Annotated in this window: 16 protein-coding genes; 10 read left to right on the top strand and 6 right to left on the bottom strand. The window is 48.2% G+C overall.

Translation table 11 applies throughout. The features are described 5' to 3' along the window. Nucleotides 1-209: 209 nt before the first annotated feature. The 3 genes from VB073_RS13585 to VB073_RS13575 form a co-directional block, all read right to left on the bottom strand. Nucleotides 210-1,493 (bottom strand): nucleotide sugar dehydrogenase, encoded by a 1,284-nt coding sequence (locus VB073_RS13585; RefSeq protein WP_323404730.1) that lies wholly within the window; start codon nucleotides 1,491-1,493, stop codon nucleotides 210-212. Nucleotides 1,494-1,567: 74 nt separating this feature from the next. Next, entirely contained in the window at nucleotides 1,568-2,539 is a 972-nt protein-coding gene (locus VB073_RS13580; RefSeq protein ID WP_323404729.1) for an SDR family oxidoreductase, read from the bottom strand. Nucleotides 2,540-2,752: 213 nt separating this feature from the next. After that, a complete protein-coding gene (locus tag VB073_RS13575; protein WP_323404728.1) occupies nucleotides 2,753-3,427 on the bottom strand; it encodes a DUF6266 family protein in 675 nt (224 codons plus the stop codon). A gap of 324 nt (nucleotides 3,428-3,751) precedes the next feature. Here VB073_RS13575 and VB073_RS13570 point away from each other — a divergent pair, with 324 nt between their 5' ends. The 6 genes from VB073_RS13570 to VB073_RS13545 all read left to right on the top strand — a co-directional run bounded on the left by VB073_RS13570 (nucleotide 3,752) and on the right by VB073_RS13545 (nucleotide 10,371). After that, a complete protein-coding gene (locus VB073_RS13570) occupies nucleotides 3,752-4,672 on the top strand; it encodes a hypothetical protein (RefSeq protein WP_323404727.1) in 921 nt (306 codons plus the stop codon). A 111-nt stretch (nucleotides 4,673-4,783) separates the two neighbouring features. Continuing rightward, nucleotides 4,784-5,431, top strand: coding sequence for a DUF6266 family protein (locus VB073_RS13565; RefSeq protein WP_323404726.1), 648 nt, complete (start codon nucleotides 4,784-4,786; stop codon nucleotides 5,429-5,431). Nucleotides 5,432-5,503: 72 nt separating this feature from the next. After that, entirely contained in the window at nucleotides 5,504-5,899 is a 396-nt protein-coding gene (locus VB073_RS13560; protein ID WP_323404725.1) for a hypothetical protein, read from the top strand. Then, nucleotides 5,892-7,010 (top strand): hypothetical protein, encoded by a 1,119-nt coding sequence (locus VB073_RS13555; protein ID WP_323404724.1) that lies wholly within the window; start codon nucleotides 5,892-5,894, stop codon nucleotides 7,008-7,010. Before VB073_RS13560 ends, VB073_RS13555 begins: the two co-directional genes overlap by 8 nt. A 171-nt stretch (nucleotides 7,011-7,181) precedes the next feature. Further along, the gene (locus tag VB073_RS13550) at nucleotides 7,182-7,979 is read left to right on the top strand and encodes a polysaccharide biosynthesis/export family protein (protein ID WP_323404723.1); all 798 of its coding nucleotides are present in this window, start codon (nucleotides 7,182-7,184) and stop codon (nucleotides 7,977-7,979) included. A gap of 13 nt (nucleotides 7,980-7,992) precedes the next feature. Continuing rightward, nucleotides 7,993-10,371 carry a GumC family protein gene (locus VB073_RS13545; RefSeq protein ID WP_323404722.1) on the top strand — a complete coding sequence of 793 codons (2,379 nt, stop codon included), beginning with the start codon at nucleotides 7,993-7,995 and terminating at the stop codon, nucleotides 10,369-10,371. A gap of 118 nt (nucleotides 10,372-10,489) precedes the next feature. On the opposite strand, the gene VB073_RS13540 is transcribed toward VB073_RS13545, so the two are convergent. Together VB073_RS13540 and VB073_RS13535 are read right to left on the bottom strand one after the other, a co-directional pair. Continuing rightward, nucleotides 10,490-10,912 (bottom strand): BT0820 family HAD-type phosphatase, encoded by a 423-nt coding sequence (locus VB073_RS13540; RefSeq protein WP_323404721.1) that lies wholly within the window; start codon nucleotides 10,910-10,912, stop codon nucleotides 10,490-10,492. A gap of 554 nt (nucleotides 10,913-11,466) precedes the next feature. Beyond that, complete coding sequence (locus VB073_RS13535; protein ID WP_323404720.1) at nucleotides 11,467-11,991, bottom strand: UpxY family transcription antiterminator; 525 nt, start codon at nucleotides 11,989-11,991, stop codon at nucleotides 11,467-11,469. A 183-nt stretch (nucleotides 11,992-12,174) separates the two neighbouring features. Between VB073_RS13535 and VB073_RS13530 the strand changes: the two genes are divergently transcribed. From VB073_RS13530 to VB073_RS13515, 4 genes are all read left to right on the top strand, one after another. Beyond that, entirely contained in the window at nucleotides 12,175-13,626 is a 1,452-nt protein-coding gene (locus tag VB073_RS13530; RefSeq protein ID WP_323404719.1) for a glycoside hydrolase family 10 protein, read from the top strand. 127 nt (nucleotides 13,627-13,753) lie between these two features. Continuing rightward, nucleotides 13,754-14,299 (top strand): transcriptional repressor, encoded by a 546-nt coding sequence (locus VB073_RS13525; RefSeq protein ID WP_323404718.1) that lies wholly within the window; start codon nucleotides 13,754-13,756, stop codon nucleotides 14,297-14,299. After that, on the top strand, nucleotides 14,296-15,555 hold the full coding sequence (locus VB073_RS13520; RefSeq protein WP_323404717.1) for an adenylosuccinate synthase: 1,260 nt from the start codon (nucleotides 14,296-14,298) through the stop codon (nucleotides 15,553-15,555). The genes VB073_RS13525 and VB073_RS13520 overlap by 4 nt, the downstream gene beginning before the upstream one ends. Before the next feature lie 228 nt (nucleotides 15,556-15,783). Next, nucleotides 15,784-16,461, top strand: a complete 678-nt coding sequence (locus VB073_RS13515) for a zinc metallopeptidase (RefSeq protein WP_323404716.1) — start codon at nucleotides 15,784-15,786, stop codon at nucleotides 16,459-16,461. 19 nt (nucleotides 16,462-16,480) lie between these two features. Here VB073_RS13515 and VB073_RS13510 read toward each other — a convergent pair whose 3' ends face one another. Next, nucleotides 16,481-17,200 carry a pirin family protein gene (locus tag VB073_RS13510; protein WP_323404715.1) on the bottom strand — a complete coding sequence of 240 codons (720 nt, stop codon included), beginning with the start codon at nucleotides 17,198-17,200 and terminating at the stop codon, nucleotides 16,481-16,483. Nucleotides 17,201-17,246 lie beyond the last annotated feature (46 nt).

Below are 17,246 nucleotides of genomic sequence, written 5' to 3'. Positions count from 1 at the left end.
CTTTGTTAATTTTCAAAATATTTGCCATACAGAATCTTTCTGAATGACTATGTATAAATATATCAGAACAAATGTCTATTTAGTGATTATTTCCCAATCATAAATAAATTGAACATCAGCACCTAAAAAACGTATTATAAATTCGCGAAAGAGCCTAACATTTTGCATTTGAGAGCAATAAACGGCATCGTATTTATCAGCGTTACATTTTACAATCTCCCATCAATATACAATGGGTTTAGAATCCCTTTCACATCATACACAATACTTTCTCCATTGGTTATTTGGTTTAAATCCAAATAACGAAATTCATTGTGTGCAACGGCTAAAATGACCGCATCAAATTCCCCTTTCGGCATAACTTTCTGCAGCTCTACTCCATATTCATGTTTTGCAATGGTGGGGTCTGCCCAGGGATCATGAATGATTACATTGGCATTGTACTCTTCCAACATTTTGATGATATCGATCACCTTAGTATTGCGTACATCGGGACAGTTTTCCTTGAAAGTAAAACCAAGCACCAATATTTTTGATTCCAATACCTGAATCCCTTTCTTCAGCATCAACTTTACGACCTGGTCGGCGACATACTCTCCCATCCCATCGTTCATCCGTCGACCGGCAAGAATAATCTCGGGATTGTAGCCGTACCGTTGTGCAGCTTGTGCCAGGTAGTAGGGATCCACACCAATACAGTGCCCGCCTACTAAACCCGGTTTAAAGGGAAGGAAGTTCCACTTGGTACCAGCTGCTTCCAACACATCCCGGGTATCGATACCCATTTTATTGAAGATCTTGGCCAGCTCATTTACAAAGGCAATGTTGATATCTCTCTGTGAGTTCTCGATTACCTTGGCTGCTTCGGCTACCTTTATGGTGGGTGCCAAATGGGTGCCAGCGGTAATTACAGAGGCATATACTTCATCGACGATCTTGCCAATCTCGGGGGTACTGCCAGATGTGACTTTTTTGATCTTTTCTACAGTATGCTCCTTGTCACCGGGATTGATCCGTTCAGGACTGTAGCCGGCAAAGAATTCTTCATTGTATTTTAAACCGCTGACTTTTTCAACCACCGGGATGCACTCATCTTCTGTAACTCCAGGGTAGACAGTGGACTCATAGACCACGATGTCTCCTTTGGAGATTACTTTACCCACTGTTTCACTGGCTCCATAAAGGGGACGTAGATCGGGATTATTGTTCTTATCCACCGGAGTAGGAACCGCGACAATATAAAAATTGCAGTCGCGGATCTGTTCGATATCAGTGGTACAGGTGAAACCATTTTGAATTGCTTCCTGCAATAACTTGTCGTACACCTCAAGCGTACTGTCATGGCCACTTAGCAATTCATCGACACGTGACTGGCTTAGGTCGAAGCCTACCGTTTGAAATTGGGTGCTCATCAGCCTGGCCAATGGCAGACCTACATATCCGAGACCGATTACGCAAATACGAGGGTTGAAATAGGAAATTTTTTCTTCCATTTGAATCATATTATAAAACATCTTTCTTGAAGTTGGGGTCCTGGGTTCGAGCCCCAGGCGGATCACATCAAAAATTACAGATTTTCCCAATACCAATTGACAGCTTCTTTGAGCCCGGCCTTCATAGAAAACTCCGGATTATATCCCAATAAACTTTTTGCTTTATCAATATTAGCCAACGAATGCGGTATATCACCAACTCGGTTAGGGCCATGTAAAATCTCCACTTTGGCAATTTCAGGATCAAATTCCGAAACAAACTCTTTCAGATAACCCACCAGTTGATTGAGGGTGGTTCGCTCGCCATAAGCGGTATTATATACCGTATTAATAGCCTCGGGATTGGCTGTATCCATTGCCAGCAGATTCATTTGGATCACATTATCGATGTAGGTGAAATCACGGCTATACTCACCATCGCCATTGATCACTGGCGATTCATGGTTCATCAACTTCCTCATGAAGAGAGGAATGACTGCTGCGTACGCCCCGTTGGGATCTTGCTTCCGACCAAAGACGTTGAAATAGCGGAGCCCGATGCATTCTATCCCGTAGGTACGGGCGAATACATCGGCATACAATTCATTTACATATTTGGTAATGGCATAGGGAGACAGAGGCTTGCCAATCACCTCTTCCACTTTGGGAAGAGATTTACTATCACCATACGTGGAGGAACTGGCAGCATAGATAAACCGTTTCACGCCTGCATCACGGCTAGCAACCAACATATTCAGGAAACCAGACACATTGACTTCGTTGGATGTGATTGGGTCTTTGATGGAGCGAGGTACAGAACCCAATGCTGCTTCGTGAAATACATATTCAATGCCTTCCGTAGCTTTTCGGCAGTCGTCCAAGTTACGGATATCTCCCACAATGAGGTTGAGTTGCTCAGGGTATTTTTCCAATAGCGGCAGCAGATTCTCGATCTTTCCTGTAGCAAAATTATCCAGTACGGTTATCTTATCTCCCCGCTTTAGTAAGGCCTCGGTGAGATTAGACCCAATAAAACCGGCTCCTCCGGTTACTACTATATTGCGCATTCGATTCCTATTTTGTACCAATGTTGTATCCTTCCGGGCGCACTTCGTGGCTACCTGTCACAAGAACAGATAATCCGGCGCACTTTGGTCTGCAAAAATACAATAAAAAACTGTATTTTCTCCTTTTGGGGAAGAAAAAGCAGAGTGGACTCTGGAACCGTTTGTCCATGGGGTTATTGGCGCTTTATCCACTATTTGTTTTCTCTTCTGATATTAAGTTTTTGTTACATTGGTCGGATTATTCGCATCGGATGGCGGATCGCAGGCGAGATATATACTGTTGGAATTATCTTGCAGGTCGTGGGAAGTAAAATAGATCCAGAAATGGGTAATATCCGGTTGTCGCTCCCCGGAGAGTTCGACTGAAGCTTCACTGTCAGCCCGGGTCCCCCGGCTGAACGTTTTTACTTCCAGGGGATTGCCGGTGTTGAAATAAACGATATGTACCCTGTCGTTATCGCTTCCCGGCTGGGATGGCCAGGCAAGATGCGGATTCCAGGAGAAAGTGGCCATGCCGGAGAGGCGATCGAACCGGAGGCGGATGTCGGCGGGCAATTGAAGTTTACCCACCGCAATTTGAATTTTGCTGAAATCGACGGAGAAATGTGGATAGTCTCCCGTTACTGCTTCGCGGAAAGCCTTGCTGATCAAGGTTCTGTAGGCATTCTTATCGTGGCGGTAGCCCCGCTTGATCACATTATTCAGGGGAGAAAGCGCTCTATTGACGAGAGCGAATTTTGCACGGTGCTCCACCTGTTTAGGCGAACGGGGGTTGTTGGGCTTGACGTAGACCCTGAATGCCTGTTTACCACCTTTTGTGATATAAGTAACTATTGGTCCTATCCTGCCTGAAAGCCCCGTTAATTTGGATAAATCTATTGTTCCCATGATTATCTGTTTTACGGTCGTTCAATTTTGCAATATTAATAAATATCAGCCACAAAACCAAACATTTGCCGCACCAAAGCCGGTGCCTCCCTATAATTTTATAGTGTGGATACAGAGAGGAAATAGAGTGGGAATAGAGTGGTATCGGAGAAGAACCACCCTTGGTATGCACTTGATATAGTTTTTAAACCTTCGGAAAATCCGATAGTGATCGTTCGGATGCGTTAAAAATCAGCTTTTTATATCGAAATTACGGGGAAATAATTATTTTTGTTAGCAATGTGTGAAGAATCCATAGCGTAGGGGTGTTTTCAATGGTTTGATATGAGAGCGAAAGAATACCTTGCACTTCGTAAGAAGGAACTCTATTATTACGATATCGTTGAAAAAACGATTCGCGAGTTGCACCCGTTGCGATTTGACAAAGTCGGGACGGAGGAGTATTTTAACAGATATCTCTTTGCCGATGCCCGGTGTCGAGTCGATAAAAATTTTGTATTGCAGGAGGGAGAAGTTGACCCCACGATCGCACTCGCGGTAAGGATCGAATTATGCCATGTGATTGCCGGGGACGATTCTTTCGTGTACGCCTACAATATTATCGTGCAGGGTAAAAACAAGTTTTGTCATTCCGTTGCAATGAGATTGTATGACCTGAAAGAGGAAAATATCCCCACGCTGCAGGAAATGAGGGAGCTGTACTATAATTGTAAGGAGGACTTGCAACACGCAGTAGAGGGTATTCTCCGGTGCCTGCTTGACCAATCCGACTTTCATTTGAGCAATGTGCCGCTGGACAGGATAGACTTGCTCTGGGAATTTATCCGGGAATTTTATATGACTTTCTGTCGGACCTCCAAGTATAGAAAAGAGATGGAGGAATTGAAAACTGCCCTTGCCCGGAAGGAGCAGGAAGTTGCCACGCTGGAGGAATCACTCCTTACCCTTAGAAATCAGTTGTCAACATATAGTAAAGGAGGGATGACGGTTGCCGAAACGGCATTGACCTTTTATTACCTCTTCGATGAATTGGGAGTGGATTTCTCCAATTCCGATAAAACACAATGGGCACGGTTTATCCACCGGTTGACCGGCAAAAGTTACCAGCGTGTCCGCGAAGCATTATATTTTGACTTTGACCAGAAAAGCACCCGGAAAAATCTCCGGAATGTGGCCTCGCTCTTCTCTGAGTTGTTCCCGCGTATCGAGACAAAAATAAAAAACGATATGGAACCCCTCCGGTAACGGGGGGTGCCACTTACAACACCCGCTACACCCCTTTCCCTCCTATCTAAATTTGTGCCGCCACCCCTGAAGGGTGGGGGTGGTTTTATGTCAAACAACTAAACCGTTTAGATGATGGGAACAATTAAAAAAGGAATCCTGGGAGGTTTCTCAGGGAAAGTAGGGAACGTGGTAGGCGCCTCGTGGAAGAGTATCGCTTACATCCGCAGTTTACCCTCCAGCGTGAGGAATCCGCGGACAAGAAAGCAGATGTCGCAACGGAACCGGTTTGCGTTGATCGGGAAATTCATGAAGACGATTATCCCGGTGGTACAGGTGGGGTTTAAAAACAGCGCCGGCGCGGGTAACAGCGCTTTTGGCGCGGCCGTGTCGTACAACATCAACCATGCGGTGAAAGGGGAGTACCCCGATTTCGGGATCGATTTCGCGAAAGCGGCGGTAGCAAAAGGTAGTTTATATACTACGAACCAGGTGACGGTAGCTTGTGCCGCCGGGAGCCTGACTGTCGACTGGGATGCAACCGTGATCAACAATGCTTCGGCCACGGACCGGGTGATGATCATCGCTTACAACCCGTCCAAGGGGGAAGCGGTGTATGATATGGAAGCCGCCACAAGGAATGAGGCCCATGCTTCATTAGCTTTGCCGCCTGCATGGGATGGCGATGAGGTGGAGACTTTCATGCTGTTTGTCTCGGAAGATGGTGCCTTGGCGTCTAACTCTATTTACACGGGCAGCCATGAAGTAACGGTTGGCTGATGTTTTTGTTTTATCGGGAGCCGCGCCATCGTGGCGCGGCTTTTTTCACAATCTATTTAAATCTTACAGGTGATGATTGATATATTCCAAATAAAGAGTGATTTGATCTCCACCCTTGGCTCGTTTATCGGTGGTGGAGCGCTGGGCGGATTGATCTCCACGGTATTCAACCGTAAGGAGAACAAACGTATCAAGAGGAGCGAGGCCATCCAGTCGGAGGCGGCCGCCAAAAAGGAAGATGCCTCCGCAGCAGCGGAGATGATGGGTTTGCTGGAACGCGCGGTAGCACATATGGAACTGCTGCAGTCGCAGCGGACGGAGGATTACCGGCGGATTAACGCCCTGGAGAAAATGATGGAGCAGGAGTTGGCGTGGCGCAAGGATGGCGATTACCACTATTGCGAAGTGGAAGAGTGCAGGCAGCGGAAGCCGCCCATAGGAACCTTTAAAAGAGTGCGTCATGGATAAGCAGTTATTTTACAAGGAAATCGGGCAGTCGCTTTTCAACGGGCGGCTCTCTCCCGCCCAGCGAGACGGGATGGAGGTGAAGCTGGAAGCTTTCGACCGGCATGGTATTACCGACAAGCGGTGGCGCGCCTATATGCTGGCGACCTCCTACCACGAGACGGCACGCACCATGCAGCCGATAGAGGAGTTCGGGAAAGGAAAGGGGAGGCCCTACGGGCAGAAACGAAAGTGCGACGGCACTCCTTACACTCATCCCGATAAGCTATATTACGGTCGGGGAGACGTGCAACTCACCTGGTACGAGAATTACCACAGGATGGGGAAGCTGATGGGGATACCCCTGTTGACCTGTCCTGAGCTGGCGCTGGATCCCGATATATCGGCAAGCATCATGGTAGAGGGAATGACAAGGGGCAATTCCAACCGGGGTGATTTCACCGGGGTGTCGCTGGAGGATTTTTTCAACGACCGGGTGGATGATCCGGTAAAGGCGCGCAAAATTGTGAACGGCTTGGATCAGGCGCAACGTATCGCGGGATTCTATCAAAAGTTTTTAGCCGCCTTGCAGATAATCATGGTGGTAGTCTTGTTGATGATGGTGGGATGTAAGCCGCACCAGGTGGTCGCTGAAAGGATAGTGACCCGCACCGACAGCACCGCTCTGCGGGAGTTGACGGATAGCCTGTTATGGCAAGAAAGAGAGACCTCTTTTCTCCAAACGGATGTAAACCGGGCACGGGAAGAGATAATCCATCTCGGTAGCGTGACGCGCCAACACCGGATACAGTACGATACCACCCTTCCCGTAGACAGCACCACCGGCAGGCCGCCCGTGGCCAGCGAGGTTATTACAACCATGCAGAGCCGTCTTGAAAAGATGATCGAGGATGAGGAAACAGGGCACGGAGAGCGGTCAGGGGTACGGGAAAGCATTGCCCGTGAGCGGCGACATCGGACGCTTACCGTGGAGAAGCAGGCCCATGAGGAAAAGGTGAGGCTGGAGAAAACACCCACTCTCCTGCGGAAGCCTTCGCTTTTGTGGGCAACCGCGGTGGTGTGTATCGCTCTTCTTGTTTTGACGGTCCGTTTTTTTTGGAGAAAAAAGGTGTAAATACGCTTTTTTTGTGGCGTATGGCTTGGGGTTTAAGGGAAAAGTGCTACTTTTGCGTTTTGAAATTAGAAACTCGATTTGTATGAAACGAGCATCATCATTGTTCTCACACATGAGCATGGATTAAAAGCGAGTTCCATATGATACGATTGAAAAAAAAGTTTTAATCATATGAAAAAACAGTCTGTTCTCGTGACGCTGTCCATCCTGGCAATATGGTTGACCGGGTGTACCGCTTCCAAAAATGTGGCTTATATACAGGGTGCGGGGGAAGAGGATATGGATGCCTTTGTGCAGTCAACTCCCTTGTACGATGCACGCATATTGCCGAAAGACCTGCTGACTATTACCGTAACAGCCACAGACCCGGAAGCGGCACAACCATTTAATCTGACCGTACCTACTCGGACAACCGGTTTGTCTACCTATTCCCAACCTCAATTGCAACCCTATTTGGTAGACAATAGTGGCCAGATTAATTTCCCTGAATTGGGGATGATTACCTTGAGTGGCCTGACTAAGCGGGAAGCAGAACTGAAGATCACCGACCTGCTGGGGAAATTCCTGAAAGAGCCGCCGGTAGTAACCGTCAGTTTCGTGAACTACAAGATATCGGTATTGGGTGAGGTTGCCCGTCCCAACACCTTTACTATCAGTAATGAAAAGGTGAATATTTTCGAGGCGTTGGCCATGGCGGGCGATATGACTATCTGGGGGCGACGGGATAACGTGAAGATCATTCGTGAGGATGCCCAGGGAAACCAGCGCGTAATCCTGATGGACCTGAAAGACAGAAATATCATTTATTCGCCCTACTATTACCTGCAGCAGAACGACGTGTTGTATGTGGAGCCCAATAAAACCAAGGCGCGTAACTCCGAGATCGGCAGTGCCACAGGTATCTGGCTGTCGGCCACTTCGGTGATGATTTCGGTGGCGACCCTTTTAGTGAATGTATTGAAAAAATAGAGGATAGAAAGAGATGATGAATATAAACTCGACGACACAACCGCAGAGATTGACGGATGAACAGAAGGAAGAAACAATTTCCCTCATAGAGATACTGCTTCGTTTCGTGCGGTATTGGAAATGGTTCGTGATAGGGATTGCCGTGGCGTTGGCGCTGGCTTTCCTCTACCTGCGGTACACCACACCGGTTTATAATGTGACTTCCAGTATTATCCTGAAGGAATCGAAGAACCAGCGCTTCCAGCAGTCCCTCATGGGAGGTATGGATGGTTTGCAGTTGGGCGGATTGGGTGCCGTGGCTAATCTGGAAAACGAGATCTATGTCTTGCAGAGCCGCTCCATCATCCGTAACGTGGTTAACCGGCTGAACCTGCATACTTCTTATATTGTGGAGGGACGTATCAAAAGTATCGATCTCTATAAGAAGAGCCCGGTAATCGTGAGCATGGCGCAAAGCAAACTCGACAGCCTGCAACAGAATATCGAATTCCAGATGCAGATGGATGACCAGGCCGGTACCATCTCGGTATCGGGTTTGATTGGCGGTGTACAGGTGGATACCATCTTTACCGTCTTGCCTGCACTCCTGCGTACGGCGCAGGGAGATATCAGTTTTACCCGCCGCCCCGGGGTGGAAAGTGGCAACAAACCATTGAATGTCGTGATCCAGCGTCCTGAATCGGTACTCAAGCAATACAGGAATAGCCTCTCTGTGCAGCAAGCATCGAAACAGGCGTCGGTACTCGATCTCTCCATCAATACCCCTTATCCCGAAAAGGGAAAGGATTTCCTGAGTATGTTAGTGGAGGTCTATAACAACGAGACCATCGAAGACAACAAGATGGAGGCGTTCAACACCCAGACATTTATCAATGACCGTATCGCCATTATTGATGGGGAACTGGGACAGGCTGAAAGGGAAGTGGAAGATTACAAGCGCCGCCAGGGGTTGACCGACTTGCAGGCGGACCTGCAGCGCAATATGCAGATGGGCAGCCAGTATGAACGGCAGTTGGTAGAGGTGGAGACACAACTCAACGTGGTGAGTTCACTCAACCAATATATCAATAACCCTGCAAATGTAAATAAGACTTTGCCTACCAATGTGGGGGTGGAGGATCCCACGCTGGCGGCTACCACGAGCGAGTATAACCGATTGGTTCTCGAACGGGAAAGACTCTCCCAGAGTATGACCAACGACAACCCTGCCATGCGGAGGCTGGAGGAACAGATCTCCGGCTTACGACAGAGTATCAACTCCTCCATCCAGAGTGTAGAGCAGGGATTGAGTATCCAGCGGCGCGACGCACGCAACCAGGCCAATATTTACGGGGGACGTATCGGCAGTGTACCCACACAGGAGCGTGAATTTATGGAGCTCTCCCGTGAACAGCAGATCAAGGCAAGCCTCTTCCTTATGCTACTCCAAAAACGGGAAGAGAATGCGCTGGAATTGGCGGCTACCGCCAACAGTGCCAAGGTGCTGGACGAGGCAGTGCTTGCCGGTAAAGTATCGCCCCGTTCCATGATATTGTTGCTGGCAGCGTTGATGTTGGGTGTATTAATCCCGGCGGGAATTATCTACCTGATGGATATACTGCAATACAAGATCCGTACCCGTGCCGATGTGGACAAGATTACCAGAGTTCCGGTATTGGGTGAGATCCCGAAACATGATGAGTCGGATAACGTGGCGGTACAGGAGAACGAAACAAGGCCCATCGACGAGGCCTTCCGTATGGCGCGTACCAACCTGATGCTCACGCTGGGAGCCGACAACAAGGTGGTGGTATTTACCTCTACCATCTCGGGTGAAGGGAAATCGTTTGTCGCCATCAACATGGCGATCAGTACGGCACTGCTCGACAAGAAAGTGTTGCTGATAGGAATGGACTTGCGTATTCCACGTCTGAAAGAATATATGAAGCTGGATACCCATAACGGGATCACCAGTTACCTCTCCGGCTTCGAAAAGGATATCGACAGTCTGGTTGCTCCATCGGGTATCCATCCCAACCTCTATGTGCTTCCGGCAGGCCCTATTCCTCCCAATCCGGCAGAGTTGCTCTCGCGACCGACATTGGACAGTGCTATTGCCAAACTGAAGGAAGAGTTCGACTATATCTATATCGATTCGGCTCCTTCGGCACAGGTGACCGACACTCTGATCCTGAGCCGGGTAACCGATGCTACGGTGTATGTTTGCCGTGCAGATTACTCCAGCAAGGGTAATCTCCGTTTTGCCAACAGCCTGATGGAACAGAATAAACTGAAGAATATGGTGTTGGTGGTGAACGAGGTGGGAGAATTCCACCGGGGCTACGGCTACGGTTACGGTTACGGATATGGTTATGGCTATGGCCATAAGAAGGGTGAAAAGAAGAGAAAGTGAACAGGTAGACAGTGGATAGGTGGAAAGGCGGTTAGGTGCCTGAGTGAAAAATGAACCCCGGGAGTTGTTTGGTACGGCTTCCGGGGTTTATTGTTAGGTTATTGAGGGGATTTTTTGCTTAGAACCAGCGCTTTTTCTTTTTGGGTTCGGGCATGGCTGATTGTCCTGCCATGATTTGTATCGCATTGCCACCCGAGGCCGTTACCTTGACGGCGTTGTAGATAACGCCCCAGTCGGGAAGACCTCCCAAGTTGCGGTCGTCGATAAACAGGTCGACACTTAGCTTGCGGGAGAGCTCTTCTCCCTTCTCCCGGGTTTCACCCCGGTAATTCTCGTTCTCGGCGAAAAAATAAAGCCCCCGTTGGGAACAGTAATCGATGGCATCCTGTAATAATTGACCGCGGCGTACCGTCCAAAGAATCAGTTTGTGTCCATCTTTCTGCATCTGCAGGAGCGTGTCGATCGCGAAAGGGATAGGCTTACCAATCTGTGGATAGGCATGTTCCACGATGGTTCCGTCGAAATCTATGGCTATAATCATAATTCAGTAGGGTTGTTTCAATTATATTCGTGTCGTATTTGATATACAAAGGTACGAAAAAAACGAAACAACCCGTCACGGATACCTTAAAAATAGGAATTACCCCATCTGAAGCACACCTTCAATAATCTCTTCCCTCCTCAACCTCTTCAGGATTTGATAATCTTTGTTAGTCCTCGCCCTTTTGCCGTGGGCCAGCCGATATACGCGAAACGCTCCGACATGGTTTTCACGAGCAATGGCCCGATAAACAGCCTTGTTTTCCGAAAAAAACAAGAATTTAATAAAATCGAACATGATACAAGTTTTAATTGTGTAAATTGAGACTATTCTTTTTCCAACCAAATAATACAATCTCTTTTAAAGAGAATAAATACCGTGGTGGTTCCGAAAACTTTTTTTTTCTTTTCCAATATCCTACATGTTCTATCTTCTCGTGAGGCTGTATATCGGAACCACCTAACTCTGAGTACAAATATAAGGTAATAATTAGAATATTAATTCATTTTTATAGGAAAAATATTATAGAAAAAATTGATTTTTTTAATAAATGTTTACTGCGACAGGTCGGAGGATACTTTTTTTTCTACCATGGAAGCACTCATCTCCACCACGGCACAACCCAACTGATGGATGCGGATGGCGATCCGGGATTTGCCTTCGATGGTCATCAATTCTCCCTCGAGTCCGGAAAGAGGGCCTTTGATCACCCGCACTTTTTCACCGGGTTGTAAATCGTCGGTATTGAAGTTCACTTCGCTATCGGAATAGTCGAGCATGAAACGGAAACGATCCATCTGTTCTTCGGGTATCTCTGCCGGCCGGTGTTCTCCGCGTAGTGTCAGATAATGCAGTATTGACGGGAGGGTTATGACTTCACGTTGTTCCGCCATATCGACATGTACGAAAATCATCATCGGGATGAGTACCCGCTCTACCTTTTTCTTCCGGTCGCTCCACTGACGCAGTTCCACCTGCACCGGCAGGAAGCTCTCAATGCCCATCGCCGTGAGCCGGTCGCGCACCTTCTTCTCGTGATGCATCTTCACATAGGCTGCCAGCCATCTCTTTTCGTTCATACTTGATTTTTAGTTCATCGTTTTATGTTCCCGAAAATAGTACTTTTTTCATTAATATGCAAGCCGGGGGATATTGATGAATAAAGTAGATCCAAGTTTGGCTTTTCTCCCAGCTTTCACTATATTTGTGCCCGGAAAATAGTAAAACTGCCTGCTAACGACTATTGGGTACTCAAACTTTCTATGCATAAGATATTTTTCCTGCTGATTTTACTTATGACCGGGATAACCGGGCTATTTGCGTCCGAGCCGCCGGCAACAGAGGTGAGGGCAGTCTGGTTGACTACCAACTACGGCCTGGATTGGCCGCGTAACCGCACCAGCCTTGAAGTGCAGAAGAGGGAGCTGATTGAGATATTGGATAGCCTGAAAAGCCATAACTTCAATACAGTGTTATTTCAGGTGAGGGGCAGGGGAGAGGTGCTTTACCGTTCCCGTATCGAGCCGATGATGTCGCTCATCGCCCCTGCCGGGCCGGGACAGCCGCCGTTCGATCCACTGGCCTTTGTAGTGGAAGAATGTCACAAACGGGGATTGGCATGCCATGCCTGGGTGGTCACCTATCCATTGGGAAATAACACTCATGTGCGTAGCCTGGGAGCTCAGTCGGTCACGAAGAAAAATCCATCCATCACCAAACAATTCCAGAAGGAGTGGTTCCTCGACCCGGGAAATCCGCGTACCGACGACTACCTGGTTTCGATCGTACAAGAGATCGTGACGGGCTATGATGTGGACGGGATCCATTTCGACTATATCCGTTATCCCGACAACCGGGGACGTTTTCCCGACGATGGGATGTACAGGCTGTACGGCAAAGGCAAAACGAGGGATGAGTGGCGCAGGGATAATATAACCCGTTTCGTAACAAGGATTTACGACATTGTGAAGTCGGTGAAGCCGTGGGTACAGGTGAGCAGCGCCCCGCTCGGACGGTATCGGACATTGGCAGGCAATGGTGTAGGGTGGACCGCACTGGAGACAGTATCGCAGGATGCCGGCAAGTGGATGATGATGGGTAAGCATGACGCCATCTACCCGATGATGTATTATAAGGAGAGACTCTTTTATCCTTTTGTCGACGATTGGTTGAATCATAACAACGGACGGATCGTGGTGCCCGGGTTGGGCGCTTACCAGATGATCGAACTGGGCTGGTCGCACCGTGATATCCTGAACCAGGTGGATTATACCCGTGACAAGGAGGTGCACGGACAGGCCTATTTCCGCGCGGAGAACGTGCTCTCCAATACGAAAGGGATCCTGCGGGAATTGGGTAGCTATTACAGATATCCCGCGAAATTACCCCCCATGACATGGTTAAGTGATACCATTCCCGATAGTCCGAACGACTTGAGGGCGGAAAAGAATGAAGAGGGCTTGTTTGAACTCTCCTGGGAAGGGAAAGGATCGGCCAGAGTGACTTATAATGTCTACCGGAGCGAGACCGATACGCTTAGTCTCGACCGGGCCGAAAAGCTGATAGCGGTAGGATTACGTGAACCGCAGTTCCGCTATAGGGCAGAGGAGAACGATAAGGCGTACTACTACTACATTACCACCTCGGATGCCTACCGGAACGAAAGTGTGCCGTGTGTGCCTGTCTTTTTTTATCATTCGGCTATTGAGAAGTGATTGGGTGGATAGGTGGATAGGTGGACAGGTGTGGGAAAGTGGGAAAGTGGGAAAGTGGGAAGGTGGAATTCCGAATTTATAATAAAAAAGAAGCGGAAATCAGAAAAAAAAGAATAATTTTGTAGCTATGGATGCCGCTCAAAAATTGAAGCAACAGGTAAAAACCGAGTTTATGGAGTATCTCACACTTCATAAGCACAGAAAAACACCCGAACGGTTCGCAATTCTGGATCATATTTATTCTTCACGAGGACATTTCGATATGGATTCACTCTATAATTCCATGATCGAGGTGAATTTCCGGGTGAGCCGCGCCACACTATATAACACCATTCAATTGTTGCTCGACTGCGGGTTGGTGGTGAAACACCAGTTCGGAGCCAATATATCGAAGTATGAGAGGGCTTACGGTAACGAGAACCACGATCACCTTATCTGCACCACCTGCGGAGAGGTACGCGAGATGACGGGTGACCTGCTGACGACGGCACAGCTCAAGAAGATCAGGAAGTTCAAAGTGAGCTATTACAGTACTTATATCTACGGTACTTGCAGCAAGTGTATCCATGCCAAGCGTATGGAATTGAAGAAGCTGGAACACAAGAATGAAGCCAAGCAGCAAAAAAGAGTGGTAAACGGGATAAAAAATAACTTAACTGACGATATAAAATGAAGGTTGATGTACTCTTAGGGCTCCAATGGGGCGACGAAGGCAAAGGAAAAGTGGTAGATGTGCTTACTCCGCAATATGAGGTGGTAGCACGGTTTCAGGGTGGCCCCAACGCCGGGCATACACTGGAATTTGAAGGTGAAAAATATGTCCTGAAATCGATCCCGTCGGGTATCTTTCAGGAAGGTAAGGTAAATATTATCGGGAACGGGGTGGTGATCGATCCCGCGCTCTTTAAACTGGAGGTCGAAGCCTTGGAGGCTTCCGGACATACTCTCACCGACAGGCTCTTCATCTCCAAGAAAGCGCACCTGATCCTGCCCACGCACCGGTTGCTGGACGCAGCTTCGGAAAAGGCCATGGGCAATGCCAGGATCGGTACGACGGGACGCGGAATAGGCCCCACTTATACCGATAAGATCGGCCGCCATGGCTTGAGGGTGGGCGACCTGTTCCATAACTTCGAGGAAAAATACCGCAACGCGGTGCTGCGCCACAAGGAACAACTCGACCATTACCAGTTTGAATATGATCTGGCTGCACTCGAAAAGCAATGGTTTGATGGGGTTGAAAAGATGAAGGAGTTCACAATTATCGACAGTGAACATTTCATCAACAAGCACCTGGCGTCGGGAGGCTCGGTACTGGCCGAAGGGGCGCAGGGATCGCTGCTGGATATCGACTTCGGCTCCTATCCTTTTGTCACTTCGTCCAACACCATCTGTGCCGGAGCCTGCAGTGGTCTGGGGGTGGCCCCTGGTAAGATCGGCGAGGTATACGGTATCTTCAAGGCCTATTGTACCCGTGTGGGCAGCGGCCCTTTCCCCACGGAACTGTTCGATGCCGACGGCCAGTTACTCCGCGATAACGGGAATGAATATGGTTCGGTGACAGGAAGGCCGCGCCGCTGCGGATGGATCGACCTGGTGGCGTTGCGTTACACGATCATGCTGAACGGAGTCACCAAGCTGGTGATGATGAAAAGTGATGTGTTGGATAGTTTCGAGACGATCAAGGCCTGTGTCGCCTATAAGGTGAACGGTGTGGAGACAGAAGATCTGCCTTATGACATCGCCGATGGAGTTGAGCCGGTTTATGTGGAACTTCCCGGATGGCAGACCAATATGACAAAGATGCAGTCGGAAGACGAATTCCCCGAAGAATTCAATAACTATCTCTCCTTTTTGGAAACAGAACTGGAAGTACCCGTTACTATTGTCTCTCTCGGTCCCGACCGTGCACAGACGATCATCAGATAATCCGTTCCTTTACCGGAAATTTCATAAGAGCGCCTTTCCCGGGCGCTTTTTTATTGCTTATTTATTTCTCAATTTTATGATTTTATCCGATTTAGGCATGGTTTTTGTTTGTAATAAGAGAAGAGTTTACTCGATGGGTTGTGTTCTCCTGTGAACTTTTGATTGAGTTGGGATGTTTTAAGCCTACAATGTAAACTGATAACAAGAAAAGATTTCATACAATAACTAATGGCAACAATCTGGATTATATTTATTGCAATTGCAGTGGCCGGCTGGATCGTACAGGGCATGCTGCAGGGTCGATTTAAGAAGTATTCAAAAATTCCCCTCCGTAATGGAATGACCGGGAAAGAGGTGGCGGAGAAGATGCTGCACGATAACGGGATCTACGACGTGCAGGTGATCTCGGTGAGAGGGCAGTTGACCGACCACTATAACCCGCTGAACAAGACTATCAATTTAAGTGAGCCGGTGTATGGCTCATATAGTGTGGCCGCCGCCGCGGTAGCAGCACACGAAACGGGACATGCCATTCAGCACGCCACTGAATATGCACCGTTGAAAATGCGGTCGGCACTGGTGCCGATTGTCTCATCCACCTCCAAATGGGTGATGTGGGTGATCCTGCTGGGTATTATCATGGTACAGACGTTCCCGATGCTTCTTTGGTTCGGGATTGCGATGTTCGCCCTTTCCACACTCTTCAGCTTTATCACCCTGCCGGTGGAAAAGGATGCTACCAACCGTGCACTGCGTTGGCTTAGCAGTGCCGGAATTACCGACTCCAGCAACCATAATCAGGCGGTAGACGCCCTGAGGTGGGCGGGATACACTTACGTGGTAGCTGCGGTTGGCTCTCTGGCGACACTGCTTTACTACATCATGATCGCGATGAACAGGAGGTGACCTGTCTCATATGAAAATTTTACTTCGGGAGTTCCATTGGAATCTCCATTAAGAGAATTTCCGAATTTTCTAATGCTTCGAGAGGGAAATGGTTGGTATCCCAGATACCATAACCATCCCTCTCGTTCAGTATCTGTCCGCCTACCTTTGCTTTTCCCCGAATGACGAATATATAGACGCCGTTTCCCTGTTCCTTGAGATTGTATTCTTTTGATACGCTTTTGTCGAAATGTGCCAGATGGAACCAGGCATCCTGATGAATCCATAGCCCCTCCTCACCCTGGTAAGGCGAAATAATTTGCTGGAAATCGTTGGGCCTGGCAAAATCGGCTATATGCATTTGCTCGTAACGAGGCGTAACCCCTGTCTCACGGGGGATAACCCATATCTGTAACAGCTCGACAGGGCGATCGCCATTCGCATTGAACTCACTGTGGGTTACTCCTCTCCCGGCAGACATTACCTGTATATCGCCATCCCGGATTATACCCCCGTTACCCATACTATCGCGATGTTCCAAATCGCCCTTCAGCGGTATGGTAATAATTTCCATGTCGTTGTGGGGGTGTGTGCCGAAACCTTCCCCTCCTTCTATATAATCATCATTGATTACACGAAGTACGCCAAAATGCATCCGCGCACGATTGAAATAATTGGCAAAACTGAATGTATGTGCGGTACGTAGCCAGCCATGATCGGCATAACCGCGGGAACTGGCAGAGTGATAAATAGTTTGCATAACTATGTCTGTTATATTAATATTATTTATTGAATAACAGTTGCAG

It is taken from the genome of Proteiniphilum sp. (assembly GCF_034927365.1).
Classification (GTDB): domain Bacteria; phylum Bacteroidota; class Bacteroidia; order Bacteroidales; family Dysgonomonadaceae; genus Proteiniphilum.
The sequence above is the reverse complement of the archived record's forward strand: the minus strand, read 5'-3'. Positions and strand labels throughout refer to the sequence as shown.